Genomic DNA, 15,391 nt, shown 5'->3' with positions numbered 1-15,391 from the left:
CAAGTCCTACCAGAGGGCACCGACAGCGCAGGAGCGGTGCGCCAGGGCTTCGGCCGGCTCGGCCGGACAGGCCGGCAACGCAGCGGCCCCCGGACCGCTCGTGCGGTCCGGGGGCCGGTGTGCGAACCGGGGGGCCTTACAGGCCCACGGCCTTCTTCAGGGCGTCCACGCGGTCGGTGCGCTCCCAGGTGAAGTCCGGCAGCTCACGGCCGAAGTGGCCGTAGGCGGCGGTCTGGGCGTAGATCGGGCGGAGCAGGTCGAGGTCGCGGATGATCGCGGCCGGGCGGAGGTCGAAGACCTCGGCGACGGCGTTCTCGATCTTCTCGGTGTCGACCGTGTTGGTGCCGAAGGTCTCGACGAACAGACCGACGGGCTCGGCCTTGCCGATGGCGTAGGCGACCTGGACCTCGCAGCGGGCGGCCAGGCCCGCGGCGACGACGTTCTTGGCGACCCAGCGCATGGCGTAGGCGGCCGAGCGGTCGACCTTGGACGGGTCCTTGCCGGAGAAGGCGCCGCCACCGTGGCGGGACATGCCGCCGTAGGTGTCGATGATGATCTTGCGGCCGGTCAGGCCGGCGTCGCCCATCGGGCCGCCGATCTCGAAGCGGCCGGTGGGGTTGACCAGCAGGCGGTAGCCGTCGGTGTCCAGCTTGATGCCGTCCTCGACGAGCTCCTTGAGGACGTGCTCGACGACGTACTCGCGGATGTCGGGGGCCAGCAGCGAGTCCAGGTCGATGTCGGACGCGTGCTGGGAGGAGACGACCACGGTGTCCAGGCGGACGGCCTTGTGGCCGTCGTACTCGATGGTCACCTGGGTCTTGCCGTCGGGGCGCAGGTAGGGGATGGTCCCGTTCTTGCGGACCTCGGTCAGGCGGCGCGAGAGGCGGTGGGCCAGCTCGATGGGCAGCGGCATGAGGTTCGGCGTCTCGTCGCAGGCGAAGCCGAACATCAGGCCCTGGTCGCCCGCACCCTGGCGGTCGAGCTCGTCCTCGTCGCCCTCGACGCGGGTCTCGTACGCCGTGTCGACGCCCTGGGCGATGTCCGGCGACTGGGCGCCGATGGAGACGGAGACGCCGCAGGAAGCGCCGTCGAAGCCCTTCTTGGAGGAGTCGTAGCCGATCTCGAGGATCTTGTTGCGCACGAGCGAGGCGATCGGCGCGTAGGCCTTGGTGGTCACCTCGCCGGCCACGTGCACCAGGCCGGTGGTGATCAGGGTCTCGACGGCGACACGCGAGGTCGGGTCCTCCTTGAGGAGGGCGTCGAGAATGGAATCGCTGATCTGGTCGGCGATCTTGTCGGGGTGACCCTCGGTCACGGACTCCGAGGTGAACAGGCGGCGGGACACATCGCTCCCTGGGGTTGCAGCGGCTGCTGGCTGATCATTGACGGATCCGGCCGAGAGCTGCGCTCGACTCGGATCCGGTGCCAGTTTATCCGGCGTTCTCGTCCTGCGGGCCTTCCCTGCCGCATGGTGAACGCCGCAGGCTGTGACTCCCGTCACCGAAGCGTCACACGGGAGTCAGGTGAGGCGAGGGGCGATGAGGTCCCAGACGACGTCCGCGAGGGCTTCCTTCGGGCCGTAGGGAACGGGGGTCTCCGTGCCGTCGGAGGCGAGGACGACGGCCTCGTTGGTCTCCGAGCCGAAGGTCTTGCGCTCCCCCACCTCGTTGACGACCAGCAGGTCGCAGCCCTTGCGGGCGAGCTTGGCGCGACCGTTGGCGAGCACGTCGTCGGTCTCGGCGGCGAAGCCGACGACGACCTGGCCGGGGCGGGCCCGCTCGGCGGAGAGCTCGGCGAGGACGTCGGGGTTGCGCACCAGGGCGACGGGCTCGGGCTCCTGCCCCTCCCGCTTCTTGATCTTGCCCTCGGCGTACCGGGCCGGCCGGAAGTCGGCCACGGCGGCGGCCATGACCACGGCGTCCGCGTCGGCGGCGGCCTTCAGGACGGCCTCCCGCAGCTGGACGGCGGTGCCCACGTGCACCACGTCGGCGCCGGCGGGGTCGGGCAGCTCGCTGTTGGCGGCCACGAGCGTGACCCGGGCGCCGCGGGCCACGGCGGTGCGGGCGAGGGCGTAGCCCTGCTTGCCGGAGGAACGGTTCCCCAGGAAGCGGACGGGGTCCAGCGGCTCACGGGTGCCGCCGGCGCTCACCACGACGTGCCGCCCCGCGAGGTCGGCGGGGGTGCCGGCGCCGCGGGCCAGCACCCGGCGGCAGACCTCGAAGATCTCCTCGGGGTCGGGCAGCCGGCCCTTGCCGGTGTCGACGCCGGTCAGGCGGCCGACGGCGGGCTCGATGACGATCGCGCCGCGCCGGCGCAGGGTCGCCACGTTCTCCTGGGTGGCCGCGTTCTCCCACATCTCGGTGTGCATGGCCGGGGCGAACACGACGGGGCAGCGCGCGGTGAGCAGCGTGTTGGTCAGCAGGTCGTCGGCCAGGCCGTGGGCGGCCTTGGCGAGCATGTCGGCGGTGGCGGGCGCGACGACGACGAGGTCGGCCTGCTGGCCGATCCGCACGTGCGGCACCTCGTGGACGCTCTCCCACACCCGGGTGCCGGCCGGGTGCCCGGACAGTGCCGCCCAGGTGGCCTCGCCGACGAAGTGCAGGGCCGACTCGGTGGGGACGACGCGGACGTCGTGCCCGGACTCGGTCAGCCGCCGCAGCAGCTCGCACGCCTTGTAGGCGGCGATGCCACCGCTGACCCCCAGGACGACCTTGGGCTTCTCCATCGCTCTCGCTTCTCCCCGCGCTCGCGTACGCAAACCGTGCAGACCCATGACACACCAAGGGCCCGGCAGACGCGCTGCCGGGCCCTTGATACGGAAACTCTCGTTCCTCAGGCCGCCGGGGTGTCGACGGCCTCGGAGGTCAGCAGGCCCGCGTTGATCTCGCGGAGCGCGATGGAGAGCGGCTTCTCGTGGACGTGGGTGTCCACCAGCGGGCCGACGTACTCCAGCAGGCCCTCGCCGAGCTGCGAGTAGTACGCGTTGATCTGGCGCGCGCGCTTGGCGGCGTAGATCACGAGGCTGTACTTCGAGTCGGTCGCCTCGAGCAGCTCATCAATCGGCGGGTTGATGATGCCCTCGGGCGCGGTGATGGAAGAGGACACTCTCTGCCTTCCGAAGGGGGGTGAAGAAAGATGTTCAGCGCAGCAAGGCTAGCAGCTCGCGTGCGACATCCTCGACCGAGGTGTTGACGAGCGTGGTGTCGAACTCCGACTCCGCCGCCAGCTCGATCCGGGCCGCGGCCAGCCGGCGCTCGATCACCTCGGGCGACTCGGTGCCCCGGCCGGTGAGCCGGCGCACCAGCTCGTCCCAGCCGGGCGGCGCGAGGAAGACCAGCTGGGCCTCCGGCATGGTCTCGCGGACCTGCCGGGCGCCCTGCAGGTCGATCTCCAGCAGCACCGGCTCGCCCGCCTCCAGGCGGTCGAGCACGGCCCCCCGCGGAGTGCCGTAGCGGTTGCCCGCGAACTCGGCCCACTCCAGCAGCTCGCCATTGGCGATGAGCTTGTCGAACTGCTCGTCGTCGACGAAGAAGTACTGGACCCCGTCCTGCTCCCCGGGCCGCGGCTTGCGGGTGGTGCAGGACACCGAGAGCCAGACCTCGGGGTGGGCCTTGCGCATGTGGGCGACGACCGTGCTCTTACCGACCCCGGAGGGGCCGGAGAGCACGGTCAGCCGCGGTCGTCTGGCCGGGGGCACCGGGGAGGACCCCCGGGAGACTGCAGTACTCATGCAGCGATTATCCCGGTTCCCGGGAGTGCCTGGGAACGCCGGGCCGCCCGGCGGCGAGTGATGATCAGGCCTTGGAGCCGAACTCCCGCTCCAGGGAGGCGATCTGGTTCGAACCGAGACCGCGCACCCGGCGGCTCTCGGAGATGCCCAGCCGCTCCATGATCTGCTTGGCCCGGACCTTGCCCACGCCGGGCAGGGACTCCAGCAGGGCGCTGACCTTCATCTTGCCGATGACTTCGTTCTTCTGGCCCTGCTCGATGACCTCGTGCAGCGAGGCGCCGGAGTGCTTGAGTCGATTCTTGACCTCGGCGCGCTCCCGGCGAGCCGCGGCGGCCTTTTCGAGCGCGGCTGCGCGCTGTTCAGGGGTAAGGGGCGGAAGAGCCACGCCTACGTCACCTCGGATGTCGAACTGTCGGATTACGGACCGGTGAGGAACCTAGTCGGCCCACACCTGGGGAGCAACGAGCAACGCGCTTGCACGTTCGCTCTCGTCGGAGACTAGCGGCCGTTGCCGCTCCAGTCAGCGAGAACAAGCGAAAAGTCCAGGTCAGAGTCGCTCGACCGGGACTTTTCCGGACATAATGACCGACTTTTTCCGCAGGTGGCGCCCGCGCGCTCCCCCCGCGGACGCCTCAGGAGCCCACTGCCTCGCGCACCTCGGCGGCGAACCGGGCGGCGCTCTCGCGCAGTGCCCCCACGGCCGGGCCGTGCCGCAGCACCCCCCGGCTGACGTTGGGCACGACGTCCCGCACGGCCGCCCCGAAGACCTTGGGCAGATCCGCCGCGGTGGCGCCCTGCGCACCGATGCCGGGGGCCAGGAGCGGCCCGTTGATGGCCAGATCCGCACGGGCGGCCCCGGCCGAGGAGCCCAGGGTGGCCCCCACGACGGCCCCGTACGAGCCCATGGGCGCCGCACCGGCGTTCTCGGCCCGCAGGTGCTCCAGCATCGTCGCGGCGATCGTGGTGCCGTCCTCGCGCACCGCGTGCTGCACCTCGGCACCCTCCGGGTTGGAGGTCAGGGCGAGCACGAAGACGCCCGTGCCGCTCTCGCGCGCCAGGTCCAGCGCCGGGCGCAGCGAGCCGTAGCCGAGGTACGGGCTGACGGTGACGGCGTCCGAGAACAGCGGGGAGGCGGGGTCTAGGTAGGTGGCGGCGTAGGCGGCCATCGTGGAGCCGATGTCGCCGCGCTTGGCGTCCATCAGCACCAGGGCGCCCGCGGCCCGGGAGTCGGCCACGGCGCGCTCCAGGACGGCGATGCCGCGGGAGCCGAAGCGCTCGAAGAACGCGGACTGCGGCTTGAGGACGGCGACGCGGTCGGCCAGGGCCTCCACCACGGTGCGGGTGAAGCGCTCCAGGCCGGCGATGTCGTCGTTCAGACCCCAGTCGGCCAGCAGGGAGGCGTGCGGGTCGATGCCGACGCACAGCGGGCCCCTGGTGTCCATGGCATGGCGCAGGCGTGCGCCGAACGGTGCGGGCGTGGTCGTCTCGGTCATACGGTTCCTCCGAAGGTGCTGGCCGCCGGTGTCGGTGCCGGGTGCGGGCCGGGTGCGGTGCCGGGTCGGGTGCGGGCAGGTGGCCGGGTTGTGCCCACCCGTTCCGCCTTGCGGAACGACTGCCCACAACCCGGCGGGCGGCTGCCCTACGCGGCCTGCTCGCGCGCCCCGCGCGCGTCGGCGCCCACGGCCTCGGCGAGGGTGGCGTAGGGGCTGGCGGCCAGGCGCTCGGCCAGGCCCTTGTGGATCCTGCGGCACCAGAAGGGGCCCTCGTAGATGAAGGCGCTGTAGCCCTGGACCAGCGTGGCGCCCGCCAGGATGCGCTCCCAGGCGTCGTCGGCGGTGGTGATGCCGCCCACGCCGACGAGGGTGATCCGGTCGCCCACACGGGCGTACAGGCGGCGCAGGACCTCCAGCGAGCGCTCCTTCAGGGGCGCGCCGGACAGGCCGCCCGCGCCGATGGCCTCGACGGTGCGGGCCGGGGTGACCAGGCCCAGGCCCTCGCGGGCGATGGTGGTGTTGGTGGCGATGATGCCGTCGAGGCCCAGCTCGACGGCGAGGTCGGCGACGGCGTCGACGTCCTCGTCGGCCAGGTCCGGGGCGATCTTGACCAGGAGCGGGACGCGGCGGGCGGTGACCGCGCGGTCGGCGGCCTCGCGCACGGCCGCGAGCAGCGGGCGCAGGTGGTCGACGGCCTGGAGGTTGCGCAGCCCGGGCGTGTTGGGCGAGGAGACGTTGACGACGAGGTAGTCGGCGTGGGCGGCCAGGCGCTCGGTGGAGGCGACGTAGTCGGCGACGGCCTCCGCCTCCGGCACGATCTTGGTCTTGCCGATGTTGACGCCCACCGTCGTACGGAAGACGGCCTTGCGGGCCGCCAGGCGCTCCGCGACGGCGGCCGAGCCGTCGTTGTTGAAGCCCATGCGGTTGATCAGCGCCCGGTCGGCGACCAGCCGGAAGAGACGCTTCTTGGGGTTGCCGGGCTGCGGCTGGGCGGTGACGGTGCCGATCTCGACGTGGTCGAAGCCGAGCATGGCCATGCCGTCGACGGCGGCGGCGTTCTTGTCGAAGCCGGCGGCCAGGCCGAAGGGGCCGTGCATGCGCAGGCCGAGGGCCTCGGTGCGCAGGCTCTTGTGGCGGGGGGCGAGGACGGCGGCGGCGAAGGTGCGCAGGACGGGGATGCGGGCCAGCGCCCGGATCCAGCCGAAGGCGAGGTGGTGGGCCCGCTCGGGGTCCATGCGCTTGAAGATCAGGTCGAAGAAGAGGCGGTACATGGCGGGCCTTCCGTGGCGCGTGACGCTTCCTTGGCGGGGTGCGGGCGGGGCGCATGCCGAGGGGGACACCGCCTGCGGTGTCCCCCTCGGCCGGGCGTCCTACGCCTCGCGTGCGGCAGTCAGCCGCTGCGCGTGCTCCTGCAGCGAGCGGACGCCGACCTCGCCGCGGGTCAGGGCGTCGATGCCCTGGACGGCGGCCGCGGCCGCCTGGACCGTGGTCAGGCAGGGCACCGCCCGGGCGACGGCGGCGGTGCGGATCTCGTAGCCGTCGAGGCGGCCGCCGGTGCCGTAGGGGGTGTTGACGATGAGGTCGACCTCGCCGTCGTGGATAAGCTGGACGATGGTCTTCTCGCCATTCGGGCCCTCGCCCTCGGACTGCTTGCGCACCACGGTGGCGTTGATGCCGTTGCGGCGCAGCACCTCGGCGGTGCCGGAGGTGGCGAGCAGCTCGAAGCCGTGGGCGACCAGCTCGCGGGCCGGGAAGATGATCGAGCGCTTGTCGCGGTTGGCGACCGAGACGAAGGCCCGGCCCTTGGTGGGCAGTGCGCCGTAGGCGCCGGCCTGCGACTTGGCGTAGGCGGTGCCGAAAACGTCGTCGATGCCCATGACCTCGCCGGTGGAGCGCATCTCCGGGCCGAGGACGGTGTCCACGCCGCGGCCGGCGGTGTCGCGGAAGCGCGACCACGGCATCACGGCCTCCTTGACGGAGATGGGCGCGTCCAGCGGCAGGGTGCCGCCGTCGCCCTCCTTGGGCAGCATGCCCTCGGCGCGCAGCTCGGCGACGGTGGCGCCGAGCGAGATGCGGGCGGCGGCCTTGGCCAGCGGCACCGCGGTCGCCTTGGAGGTGAAGGGGACGGTGCGCGAGGCGCGCGGGTTGGCCTCCAGGACGTAGAGGATGTCCCCGGCCATGGCGAACTGGATGTTGATCAGGCCGCGGACGCCCACGCCCTTGGCGATGGCCTCGGTGGAGGCGCGCAGGCGCTTGATGTCGTAGCCGCCCAGGGTCATCGGCGGCAGGGCGCACGCGGAGTCGCCGGAGTGGATGCCGGCCTCCTCGATGTGCTCCATGACGCCGCCGAGGTAGAGCTCCTCGCCGTCGTAGAGCGCATCCACGTCGATCTCGATGGCGTCGTCGAGGAAGCGGTCGATGAGCACCGGGTGCTCGGAGATCAGACCGGCGTGGCGCTCCAGGTAGCCGGCGAGGGAGGGCTCGTCGTAGACGATCTCCATGCCGCGGCCGCCGAGCACGTAGGAGGGGCGGACCATGACCGGGTAGCCGATCTCCGCGGCGATGGCCTTGGCCTCCTCGAAGGAGAAGGCCGTGCCGTACTTGGGTGCGGGCAGCCCGGCCTCGGTCAGCACGCGGCCGAAGGCGCCGCGCTCCTCGGCGAGGTCGATGGCCTCGGGCGAGGTGCCGACGATCGGCACGCCGTTGTCCTTCAGGGCCTGGGCCAGGCCCAGCGGGGTCTGGCCGCCGAGCTGGACGATGACACCGGCGACGGGGCCGGCCTGCATCTCGGCGTGGACGACCTCCAGGACGTCCTCCAGGGTGAGCGGCTCGAAGTAGAGCCGGTCGGAGGTGTCGTAGTCGGTGGAGACGGTCTCGGGGTTGCAGTTGACCATCACGGTCTCGTAGCCGGCGTCGCTCAGGGCGAAGGAGGCGTGGACGCAGGAGTAGTCGAACTCGATGCCCTGGCCGATGCGGTTCGGGCCGGAGCCCAGGATGATCACCGCGGGCTTCTCGCGGGGGGCGACCTCGCTCTCCTCGTCGTAGGAGGAGTAGAAGTACGGCGTCTTCGCGGCGAACTCGGCGGCGCAGGTGTCGACGGTCTTGTAGACCGGGCGGACGCCGAGGGAGCGGCGGACCTCGCGCACGACGTCCTCGCGCAGGCCGCGCACGGCACCGATCTGGGCGTCGGAGAAGCCGTGGCGCTTGGCCTCGGCCAGCAGCTCGGGCTCCAGGCGCTCGGCGGCGGCGAGCTCGTCGGCGATCTCCTTGATCAGGAAGAGCTGGTCGACGAACCAGGGGTCGATCTTCGTCGCCTCGAAGACCTCCTGCGGTGTGGCGCCGGCGCGGATGGCGTCCATGACGGTGTTGATGCGGCCGTCGGTGGGGCGCACGGCCTTGGCCAGCAGCTCGTCCTTGTCGCCGACGGGGGTGACGAAGTCGAACTGGGAGCCCTTCTTCTCCAGCGAGCGCAGGGCCTTCTGCAGGGCCTCGGTGAAGTTGCGGCCGATGGCCATGGCCTCGCCGACGGACTTCATGGTCGTCGTGAGGGTGGCGTCGGCGGCCGGGAACTTCTCGAACGCGAAGCGGGGGGCCTTGACCACGACGTAGTCGAGCGTGGGCTCGAAGGAGGCCGGGGTCTGCTCGGTGATGTCGTTGGGGATCTCGTCGAGCGTGTAGCCGACGGCCAGCCGGGCGGCGATCTTCGCGATCGGGAAGCCGGTGGCCTTGGAGGCGAGCGCGGAGGAGCGCGAGACGCGCGGGTTCATCTCGATGACGATGACCCGGCCGTCCTCGGGGTTGACCGCGAACTGGATGTTGCAGCCGCCGGTGTCGACGCCGACCTCGCGGATGATCGCGATGCCGACGTCCCGCAGGATCTGGTACTCGCGGTCGGTGAGCGTCATCGCCGGGGCGACGGTGATGGAGTCACCGGTGTGCACGCCCATGGGGTCGAAGTTCTCGATGGAGCAGACGACCACGACGTTGTCGTTCTTGTCGCGCATCAGCTCCAGCTCGTACTCCTTCCAGCCGAGGATGGACTCCTCCAGGAGCACCTCGGTGGTCGGGGAGAGCGTGAGGCCCTGGCCCGCGATGCGGCGCAGCTCCTCCTCGTCGTGGGCGAAGCCGGAGCCGGCGCCGCCCATGGTGAAGGACGGGCGGACGACGACCGGGTAGCCGCCGAGGGTCTCGACGCCGGCGAGGACCTCGTCCATGGTGTGGCAGATGACCGAGCGGGCGGACTCGCCGTGGCCGATCCTGGCGTTGACGGCCTCGACGACGCCCTTGAACAGGTCGCGGTCCTCGCCCTTGTGGATGGCCTCGACGTTGGCGCCGATCAGCTCGACGCCGTACTTCTCCAGGACGCCGTTCTCGTGCATCGAGATCGCGGTGTTGAGCGCGGTCTGGCCGCCGAGGGTGGGCAGCAGCGCGTCGGGGCGCTCCTTGGCGATGATCTTCTCGACGAACTCCGGGGTGATCGGCTCGACGTAGGTGGCGTCGGCGATCTCCGGGTCGGTCATGATCGTGGCCGGGTTGGAGTTGACGAGGATGACCCGCAGGCCCTCGGACTTCAGCACGCGGCAGGCCTGGGTGCCGGAGTAGTCGAACTCCGCGGCCTGGCCGATGACGATCGGGCCGGAGCCGATGACCAGAACGGACTGGATGTCGGTGCGCTTAGGCACGCTGGCCCTCCATCAGGGTCACGAAGCGGTCGAACAGGTACGCGGCGTCGTGCGGGCCTGCGGCTGCCTCGGGGTGGTACTGGACGCTGAATGCCGGCTGGTCGAGGAGCTGGAGACCCTCGACCACGTTGTCGTTGAGACAGACGTGGGAGACCTCGACGCGGCCGTACGGCGTGTCGGTCGCGCCCTCCAGGGGGGCGTCGACGGCGAAGCCGTGGTTGTGGGCGGTGACCTCGACCTTGCCGGTCGAGCGGTCCTGCACGGGCTGGTTGATGCCGCGGTGGCCGTACTTCAGCTTGTAGGTGCCGAAGCCGAGCGCGCGCCCGAGGATCTGGTTGCCGAAGCAGATGCCGAACAGCGGGGTGCCGCGTTCCAGCACGCCGCGCATCACCGAGACGGGGTGGTCGGCGGTGGAGGGGTCGCCGGGGCCGTTGGAGAAGAACACACCGTCCGGGTTCACCGCGTAGACGTCCTCGACGGTGGCGGTGGCGGGCAGGACGTGCACCTCTATGCCGCGCTCGGCCATCCGCTGCGGGGTCATGCCCTTGATGCCGAGGTCGATGGCGGCGACGGTGAAACGCTTCTCCCCGATCGCGGGGACCACGTAGGTCTCCTTGGTGGCGACCTCGGCGGACAGGTCGGCGCCCTTCATCTGCGGGGCGGCCTGCACCTGGGCGAGCATCGCGGCCTCGTCGGCGAGGGCGTCGCCCGAGAAGATGCCCACGCGCATCGCGCCGCGCTCGCGCAGGTGGCGGGTCAGGGCGCGGGTGTCGATGCCGCTGATGCCGACGACGCCCTGGCGCTCGAGCTCCTCGTCCAGGGAGCGGCGCGAACGCCAGTTGGACGGCAGGCGGGCGGGGTCGCGCACCACGTAGCCGGCCACCCAGATGCGGGCGGACTCCGGGTCCTCGTCGTTGACGCCGGTGTTGCCGACGTGCGGGGCCGTCATGACGACGACCTGGCGGTGGTAGGAGGGGTCGGTCAGGGTCTCCTGGTAGCCGGTCATGCCGGTGGAGAACACCGCCTCGCCGAAGGTGGCGCCGACGGCGCCGTAGGCGCGGCCGCGGAACGTACGGCCGTCCTCCAGGACGAGTACGGCGGGGATCTTGCCGGTCCCCCTGGTGGAGGTCGTCATCGTGCGCCTTCCGTAGTGCTGTTCTTGGTGCTGATCGCCTCGACCCAGGCGGCGTGCTCGGCCGCGTGGTCGGAGCGGAAGCCGGAGTCGAGGGTCGTGCCGCCGTGCTCCCAGGTGATCACCAGCAGGCCGCCCTCGGTGAGGACCTTGCCGGCGATGCCCGTCTCCAGGCGGGCGCCGCGCAGGGCGGTCGCGGGGATGAAGAAGTCCGCCGCGCCCGGCCGGACGACCGTCACGCCCTGCTCGGTGAGGGTGAGCTCGGCCCGGCTGCGGGTGCCCAGGCCGTGCGCCACGATGCGGTCGAGCCACTGGCCGGCAGTGGTCGAGCCGTGGTAGCGGCCGCTCATCCGCAGCTCGGGCTCGCCCTGCTCGGCGGGTGCGGCCGGCAGCTCGGGCAGGCCGCCCTGGAGCGTGCCGCGCCACTTCCAGCCCTCGCGCATCAGCCAGTAGACCAGCGCGATGAACAGCAGCAGCCCGACGACCCAGCCGATGCGCGCGGCCCAGTCGGTGACGGCGGCAGACTTCTCCTCGGCCGCCAGATTGATCAGTGCAGGTGTCACGTGAGGTTCCCGTCCATGACCGTCGCCCGGCCCCGCAGGAAGGTGTGGGTGACGCGACCCGGCAGCTCGCGGCCCTCGTAGGGGGTGTTGCGGCTGCGGGAGGCGAAGCCCGCGGGGTCCACGACTCCACGGTAAGCGGAGTCGACCAGGGTGAGGTTGGCAGGCTCACCGGCGGCGATCGGCCGACCGTGGCCGGCCAGCCGGCCGATGGCCGCGGGCTTGGCGGACATGCGCTCGGCGACGCCGGCCCAGTCCAGCAGGCCGGTGTCGACCATGGTGTGCTGGACGACCGACAGTGCGGTCTCCAGGCCCACCATGCCCATGGCGGCCGCGCCCCACTCGCAGTCCTTGTCCTCGTGCGGGTGCGGGGCGTGGTCGGTGGCGACGATGTCGATCGTCCCGTCGGCCAGGGCCTCGCGCAGGGCCAGCACGTCGCGCTCGGTGCGCAGCGGCGGGTTGACCTTGTAGACCGGGTTGTAGGAGCGCACGAGCTCGTCGGTCAGGAGCAGGTGGTGCGGGGTGACCTCGGCGGTGACGTCGATGCCGCGCGACTTGGCCCAGCGGACGATCTCCACCGAGCCGGCCGTGGACAGGTGGCAGATGTGCACCCGGGAGCCGACGTGCTCGGCGAGCAGGACGTCCCGGGCGATGATCGACTCCTCGGCGACGGCCGGCCAGCCGCCCAGGCCCAGCTCCGCGGAGACGACGCCCTCGTTCATCTGGGCGCCCTCGGTCAGGCGCGGCTCCTGGGCGTGCTGGGCGACGACGCCGCCGAAGGCCTTCACGTACTCCAGCGCCCGGCGCATGATCACCGCGTCGTCGACGCACTTGCCGTCGTCGGAGAAGACCTTCACCCCGGCGGCGGAGTCGTGCATGGCGCCGAGCTCGGCGAGCTTCTTGCCCTCCAGGCCGACGGTGACGGCGCCGATGGGCTGGACGTCGCAGTAGCCGGACTCCTTGCCCAGGCGCCAGACCTGCTCGACGACGCCGGCGGTGTCGGCGACGGGGAAGGTGTTGGCCATGGCGAAGACGGCGGTGTAGCCGCCGGACGCGGCGGCGCGGGTGCCGGTCAGGACGGTCTCGGAGTCCTCGCGGCCGGGCTCGCGCAGGTGGGTGTGCAGGTCGACCAGGCCGGGCAGCAGGATCTGGCCGTCGGCCTCGATCACCTGGGCGCCGTCGGGGGCCACGAGGCCCGTGCCCACCTCGGCGATGGTCTCGCCGTCGATCAGCACGTCCTGCGGCTCACCGCCGAGGACCTTCGCACCGCGGATCAGGATCTTGGTCATTACTTGTTCTCCTCGGTGCGGTGGTTCGTGGTGACGGCGGGCTCGGAGCCGCCCAGCAGCAGGTACAGGACGGCCATGCGGATGCTGACGCCGTTGGCGACCTGCTCGACGGCGGTGCAGCGCGGGGAGTCGGCGACCTCGGCGGTGATCTCCATGCCGCGGTTCATCGGGCCGGGGTGCATGACGATGGCGTCCTCGGGCATCCGCGCCATCCGGTCGCCGTTCAGCCCGTAGCGGCGGGCGTACTCGCGCTCGGTGGGGAAGAACGCGGCGTTCATGCGCTCGCGCTGGACGCGCAGCATCATCACGGCGTCCGACTTCGGCAGCACCGCGTCCAGGTCGTAGGAGACCTCGCAGGGCCAGGTCTCGACGCCGATGGGCACGAGGGTGGGCGGGGCGACCAGGGTGACCTCGGCGCCGAGCGTGTGCAGCAGGTGGACGTTGGAGCGGGCCACGCGGCTGTGCAGCACGTCTCCGACGATCGTGATCCGGCGCCCGGCCAGGTCGCGGCCCATGCCGACGTCCGGGCCGACCAGGCGGCGGCGCATGGTGAAGGCGTCCAGCAGGGCCTGGGTGGGGTGCTCGTGGGTGCCGTCGCCGGCGTTGACGACCGAGCCGCCGATCCAGCCGGAGGTGGCCAGGCGGTGCGGGGCGCCGGAGTCGTGGTGGCGGATGACGACGGCGTCGGCGCCCATGGCCTCCAGCGTCAGGGCGGTGTCCTTCAGGGACTCGCCCTTGGAGACCGAGGAGCCCTTGGCGGAGAAGTTGATGACGTCGGCGGACAGCCGCTTGGCGGCCGCCTCGAACGAGATGCGGGTGCGGGTGGAGTCCTCGAAGAAGAGGTTGACGACGGTGCGGCCGCGCAGGGTCGGCAGCTTCTTGATGGGCCGGTCGGCGACCCGGGCCATCTCCTCGGCGGTGTCGAGGATCAGGACGGCGTCGTCACGGGTGAGGTCGGCGGCCGAGGTCAGATGGCGCTGCATCCGGGTGCTCCGTGGTTGGGGAGGTGTGCGGGGGTGCGGACGGGCATGCCGCGGCGACGGGCCCGGGCGCGAGGGTGCACGGGTCCGCGGAAGTGCGGCGTCACTGCCCGTCGGCGGGCTCTGCCGGGCCGGCGCCGAGGAGCACGCTGTCGCGGCCGTCCTCCTCGGTGAGCTGGACCTTGACCGTCTCCCGCAGCGAGGTGGGGAGGTTCTTGCCGACGTAGTCGGCACGGATCGGCAGCTCACGGTGGCCGCGGTCGACGAGGACGGCGAGCTGGACCGCGCGGGGGCGGCCGATGTCGTTCATCGCGTCGAGGGCGGCACGGATGGTGCGTCCGGAGAAGAGCACGTCGTCGACGAGGATCACCAGGCGGCCGTCGATGCCCTCACCGGGGATCTCGGTGCGCGCGAGCGCACGGGCGGGGCGCAGCCGCAGGTCGTCGCGGTACATGGTGATGTCGAGGGAGCCGACCGGGATCTTGGATCCGGTGATGTCCTCGAGCTTGGCGGCCAGCCGGCGGGCGAGGGACACGCCGCGGGTGGGGATGCCGAGGAGTACGACGTCGTCGGCGCCCTTGGCGCGTTCGACGATCTCGTGCGCGATACGGGTGAGGACCCGTGCGATGTCCGGTGCCTCGAGCACGGGACGTGCGCTGTTCATTGCGTCCATGCGAAACGGACCTCCTTCTCCGCCTCACGGGACGGACTTTAAAGGACGTCGGGTTTACGGATTTACCGTACCAGGAGTAGCGACGGGCGACCGACCCACCCCCTGACGGCCGAGGGTATGCCTCATTCGGCTTGACGAACCGAGATTACGCTGCGTAACCTCACAGTGAGTTACCAGACACGCGGCAGTCGCAGAGGATGCGCCGCTCGTCGATACAGCGTCCGGGGAGCTTTATGTCCAGCGAATACGCCAAACAGCTCGGGGCCAAGCTCCGCGCCATCCGCACCCAGCAGGGCCTCTCCCTCCATGGCGTCGAGGAGAAGTCCCAGGGTCGCTGGAAGGCCGTGGTAGTGGGCTCGTACGAGCGCGGCGACCGTGCCGTGACCGTGCAGCGTCTTGCCGAGCTGGCCGACTTCTACGGCGTGCCCGTGCAGGAGCTGCTGCCCGGCACCACGCCCGGCGGCGCTGCCGAGCCCCCGCCGAAGCTGGTCCTGGACCTGGAGCGGCTCGCCCACGTCCCGGCCGAGAAGGCGGGCCCCCTGCAGCGTTACGCCGCCACGATCCAGAGCCAGCGCGGCGACTACAACGGCAAGGTGCTCTCGATCCGCCAGGACGACCTGCGCACCCTTGCCGTGATCTACGACCAGTCGCCCTCGGTGCTCACCGAGCAGCTGATCAGCTGGGGTGTGCTCGACGCCGACGCGCGTCGCGCCGTCCAGCACGAGGACGCCTGATCCTTCGGCTTCTCATAGGACACACACCAACGCCGTGGGGCGGGCTTCGTGCCCCGGGCCCTGTCCCGGCGCGTGCGCGAACGGGAGGAGAACCCCACCTGGCAGGGCGCAGTGATCA

General features: G+C 71.5%; 14 protein-coding genes. 1 reads left to right on the top strand and 13 read right to left on the bottom strand.

From position 1 onward, the window contains the following. Positions 1 to 136: 136 nt before the first annotated feature. The 13 genes from metK to pyrR form a co-directional block, all read right to left on the bottom strand. Entirely contained in the window at positions 137 to 1,345 is a 1,209-nt protein-coding gene (gene metK / locus AB0K17_RS25190; protein WP_344434093.1) for a methionine adenosyltransferase, read from the bottom strand. Between the two features lie 174 nt (positions 1,346 to 1,519). Next, complete coding sequence (coaBC, locus tag AB0K17_RS25185) at positions 1,520 to 2,725, bottom strand: bifunctional phosphopantothenoylcysteine decarboxylase/phosphopantothenate--cysteine ligase CoaBC (RefSeq protein WP_365968605.1); 1,206 nt, start codon at positions 2,723 to 2,725, stop codon at positions 1,520 to 1,522. Positions 2,726 to 2,832: 107 nt separating this feature from the next. Beyond that, the gene (gene rpoZ, locus AB0K17_RS25180) at positions 2,833 to 3,105 is read right to left on the bottom strand and encodes a DNA-directed RNA polymerase subunit omega (protein ID WP_344434095.1); all 273 of its coding nucleotides are present in this window, start codon (positions 3,103 to 3,105) and stop codon (positions 2,833 to 2,835) included. A gap of 34 nt (positions 3,106 to 3,139) precedes the next feature. Continuing rightward, complete coding sequence (gmk, locus tag AB0K17_RS25175; protein WP_365968604.1) at positions 3,140 to 3,730, bottom strand: guanylate kinase; 591 nt, start codon at positions 3,728 to 3,730, stop codon at positions 3,140 to 3,142. Between the two features lie 64 nt (positions 3,731 to 3,794). After that, on the bottom strand, positions 3,795 to 4,115 hold the full coding sequence (locus AB0K17_RS25170; RefSeq protein ID WP_344434097.1) for an integration host factor: 321 nt from the start codon (positions 4,113 to 4,115) through the stop codon (positions 3,795 to 3,797). 247 nt (positions 4,116 to 4,362) lie between these two features. Beyond that, positions 4,363 to 5,223 carry an orotidine-5'-phosphate decarboxylase gene (gene pyrF / locus AB0K17_RS25165; protein ID WP_365968603.1) on the bottom strand — a complete coding sequence of 287 codons (861 nt, stop codon included), beginning with the start codon at positions 5,221 to 5,223 and terminating at the stop codon, positions 4,363 to 4,365. Positions 5,224 to 5,369: 146 nt separating this feature from the next. Then, positions 5,370 to 6,494, bottom strand: a complete 1,125-nt coding sequence (locus AB0K17_RS25160; protein WP_365984322.1) for a quinone-dependent dihydroorotate dehydrogenase — start codon at positions 6,492 to 6,494, stop codon at positions 5,370 to 5,372. 99 nt (positions 6,495 to 6,593) lie between these two features. Continuing rightward, positions 6,594 to 9,905, bottom strand: a complete 3,312-nt coding sequence (gene carB, locus AB0K17_RS25155) for a carbamoyl-phosphate synthase large subunit (protein WP_365984321.1) — start codon at positions 9,903 to 9,905, stop codon at positions 6,594 to 6,596. Then, positions 9,898 to 11,040, bottom strand: coding sequence for a glutamine-hydrolyzing carbamoyl-phosphate synthase small subunit (carA, locus tag AB0K17_RS25150; protein WP_365968600.1), 1,143 nt, complete (start codon positions 11,038 to 11,040; stop codon positions 9,898 to 9,900). The genes carB and carA overlap by 8 nt, the downstream gene beginning before the upstream one ends. Continuing rightward, the gene (locus AB0K17_RS25145) at positions 11,037 to 11,600 is read right to left on the bottom strand and encodes a hypothetical protein (RefSeq protein ID WP_365968599.1); all 564 of its coding nucleotides are present in this window, start codon (positions 11,598 to 11,600) and stop codon (positions 11,037 to 11,039) included. The genes carA and AB0K17_RS25145 overlap by 4 nt, the downstream gene beginning before the upstream one ends. Next, positions 11,597 to 12,886 (bottom strand): dihydroorotase, encoded by a 1,290-nt coding sequence (locus AB0K17_RS25140; RefSeq protein WP_365968598.1) that lies wholly within the window; start codon positions 12,884 to 12,886, stop codon positions 11,597 to 11,599. The genes AB0K17_RS25145 and AB0K17_RS25140 overlap by 4 nt, the downstream gene beginning before the upstream one ends. Further along, positions 12,886 to 13,869 carry an aspartate carbamoyltransferase catalytic subunit gene (locus AB0K17_RS25135; protein WP_365984320.1) on the bottom strand — a complete coding sequence of 328 codons (984 nt, stop codon included), beginning with the start codon at positions 13,867 to 13,869 and terminating at the stop codon, positions 12,886 to 12,888. Before AB0K17_RS25135 ends, AB0K17_RS25140 begins: the two co-directional genes overlap by 1 nt. A 100-nt stretch (positions 13,870 to 13,969) precedes the next feature. Beyond that, positions 13,970 to 14,539, bottom strand: a complete 570-nt coding sequence (pyrR, locus tag AB0K17_RS25130) for a bifunctional pyr operon transcriptional regulator/uracil phosphoribosyltransferase PyrR (RefSeq protein WP_365968596.1) — start codon at positions 14,537 to 14,539, stop codon at positions 13,970 to 13,972. A 233-nt stretch (positions 14,540 to 14,772) separates the two neighbouring features. Between pyrR and bldD the strand changes: the two genes are divergently transcribed. Then, a complete protein-coding gene (gene bldD / locus AB0K17_RS25125) occupies positions 14,773 to 15,273 on the top strand; it encodes a transcriptional regulator BldD (RefSeq protein ID WP_004948690.1) in 501 nt (166 codons plus the stop codon). Positions 15,274 to 15,391 lie beyond the last annotated feature (118 nt).

Source organism: Streptomyces sp. NPDC049585, assembly GCF_040675615.1.
Classification (GTDB): domain Bacteria; phylum Actinomycetota; class Actinomycetes; order Streptomycetales; family Streptomycetaceae; genus Streptomyces; species Streptomyces luteosporeus.
The sequence above is the reverse complement of the archived record's forward strand: the minus strand, read 5'-3'. Positions and strand labels throughout refer to the sequence as shown.

Coding starts and splice junctions, on each gene's coding strand:
- pyrR (WP_365968596.1), bottom strand. CDS start 14,539: ATGGACGCAATGAACAGCGCACGTCCCGTGCTCGAGGCACCGGACATC.
- AB0K17_RS25160 (WP_365984322.1), bottom strand. CDS start 6,494: ATGTACCGCCTCTTCTTCGACCTGATCTTCAAGCGCATGGACCCCGAG.
- pyrF (WP_365968603.1), bottom strand. CDS start 5,223: ATGACCGAGACGACCACGCCCGCACCGTTCGGCGCACGCCTGCGCCAT.
- bldD (WP_004948690.1), top strand. CDS start 14,773: ATGTCCAGCGAATACGCCAAACAGCTCGGGGCCAAGCTCCGCGCCATC.
- AB0K17_RS25140 (WP_365968598.1), bottom strand. CDS start 12,886: ATGACCAAGATCCTGATCCGCGGTGCGAAGGTCCTCGGCGGTGAGCCG.
- AB0K17_RS25135 (WP_365984320.1), bottom strand. CDS start 13,869: ATGCAGCGCCATCTGACCTCGGCCGCCGACCTCACCCGTGACGACGCC.
- coaBC (WP_365968605.1), bottom strand. CDS start 2,725: ATGGAGAAGCCCAAGGTCGTCCTGGGGGTCAGCGGTGGCATCGCCGCC.
- carA (WP_365968600.1), bottom strand. CDS start 11,040: ATGACGACCTCCACCAGGGGGACCGGCAAGATCCCCGCCGTACTCGTC.
- gmk (WP_365968604.1), bottom strand. CDS start 3,730: ATGAGTACTGCAGTCTCCCGGGGGTCCTCCCCGGTGCCCCCGGCCAGA.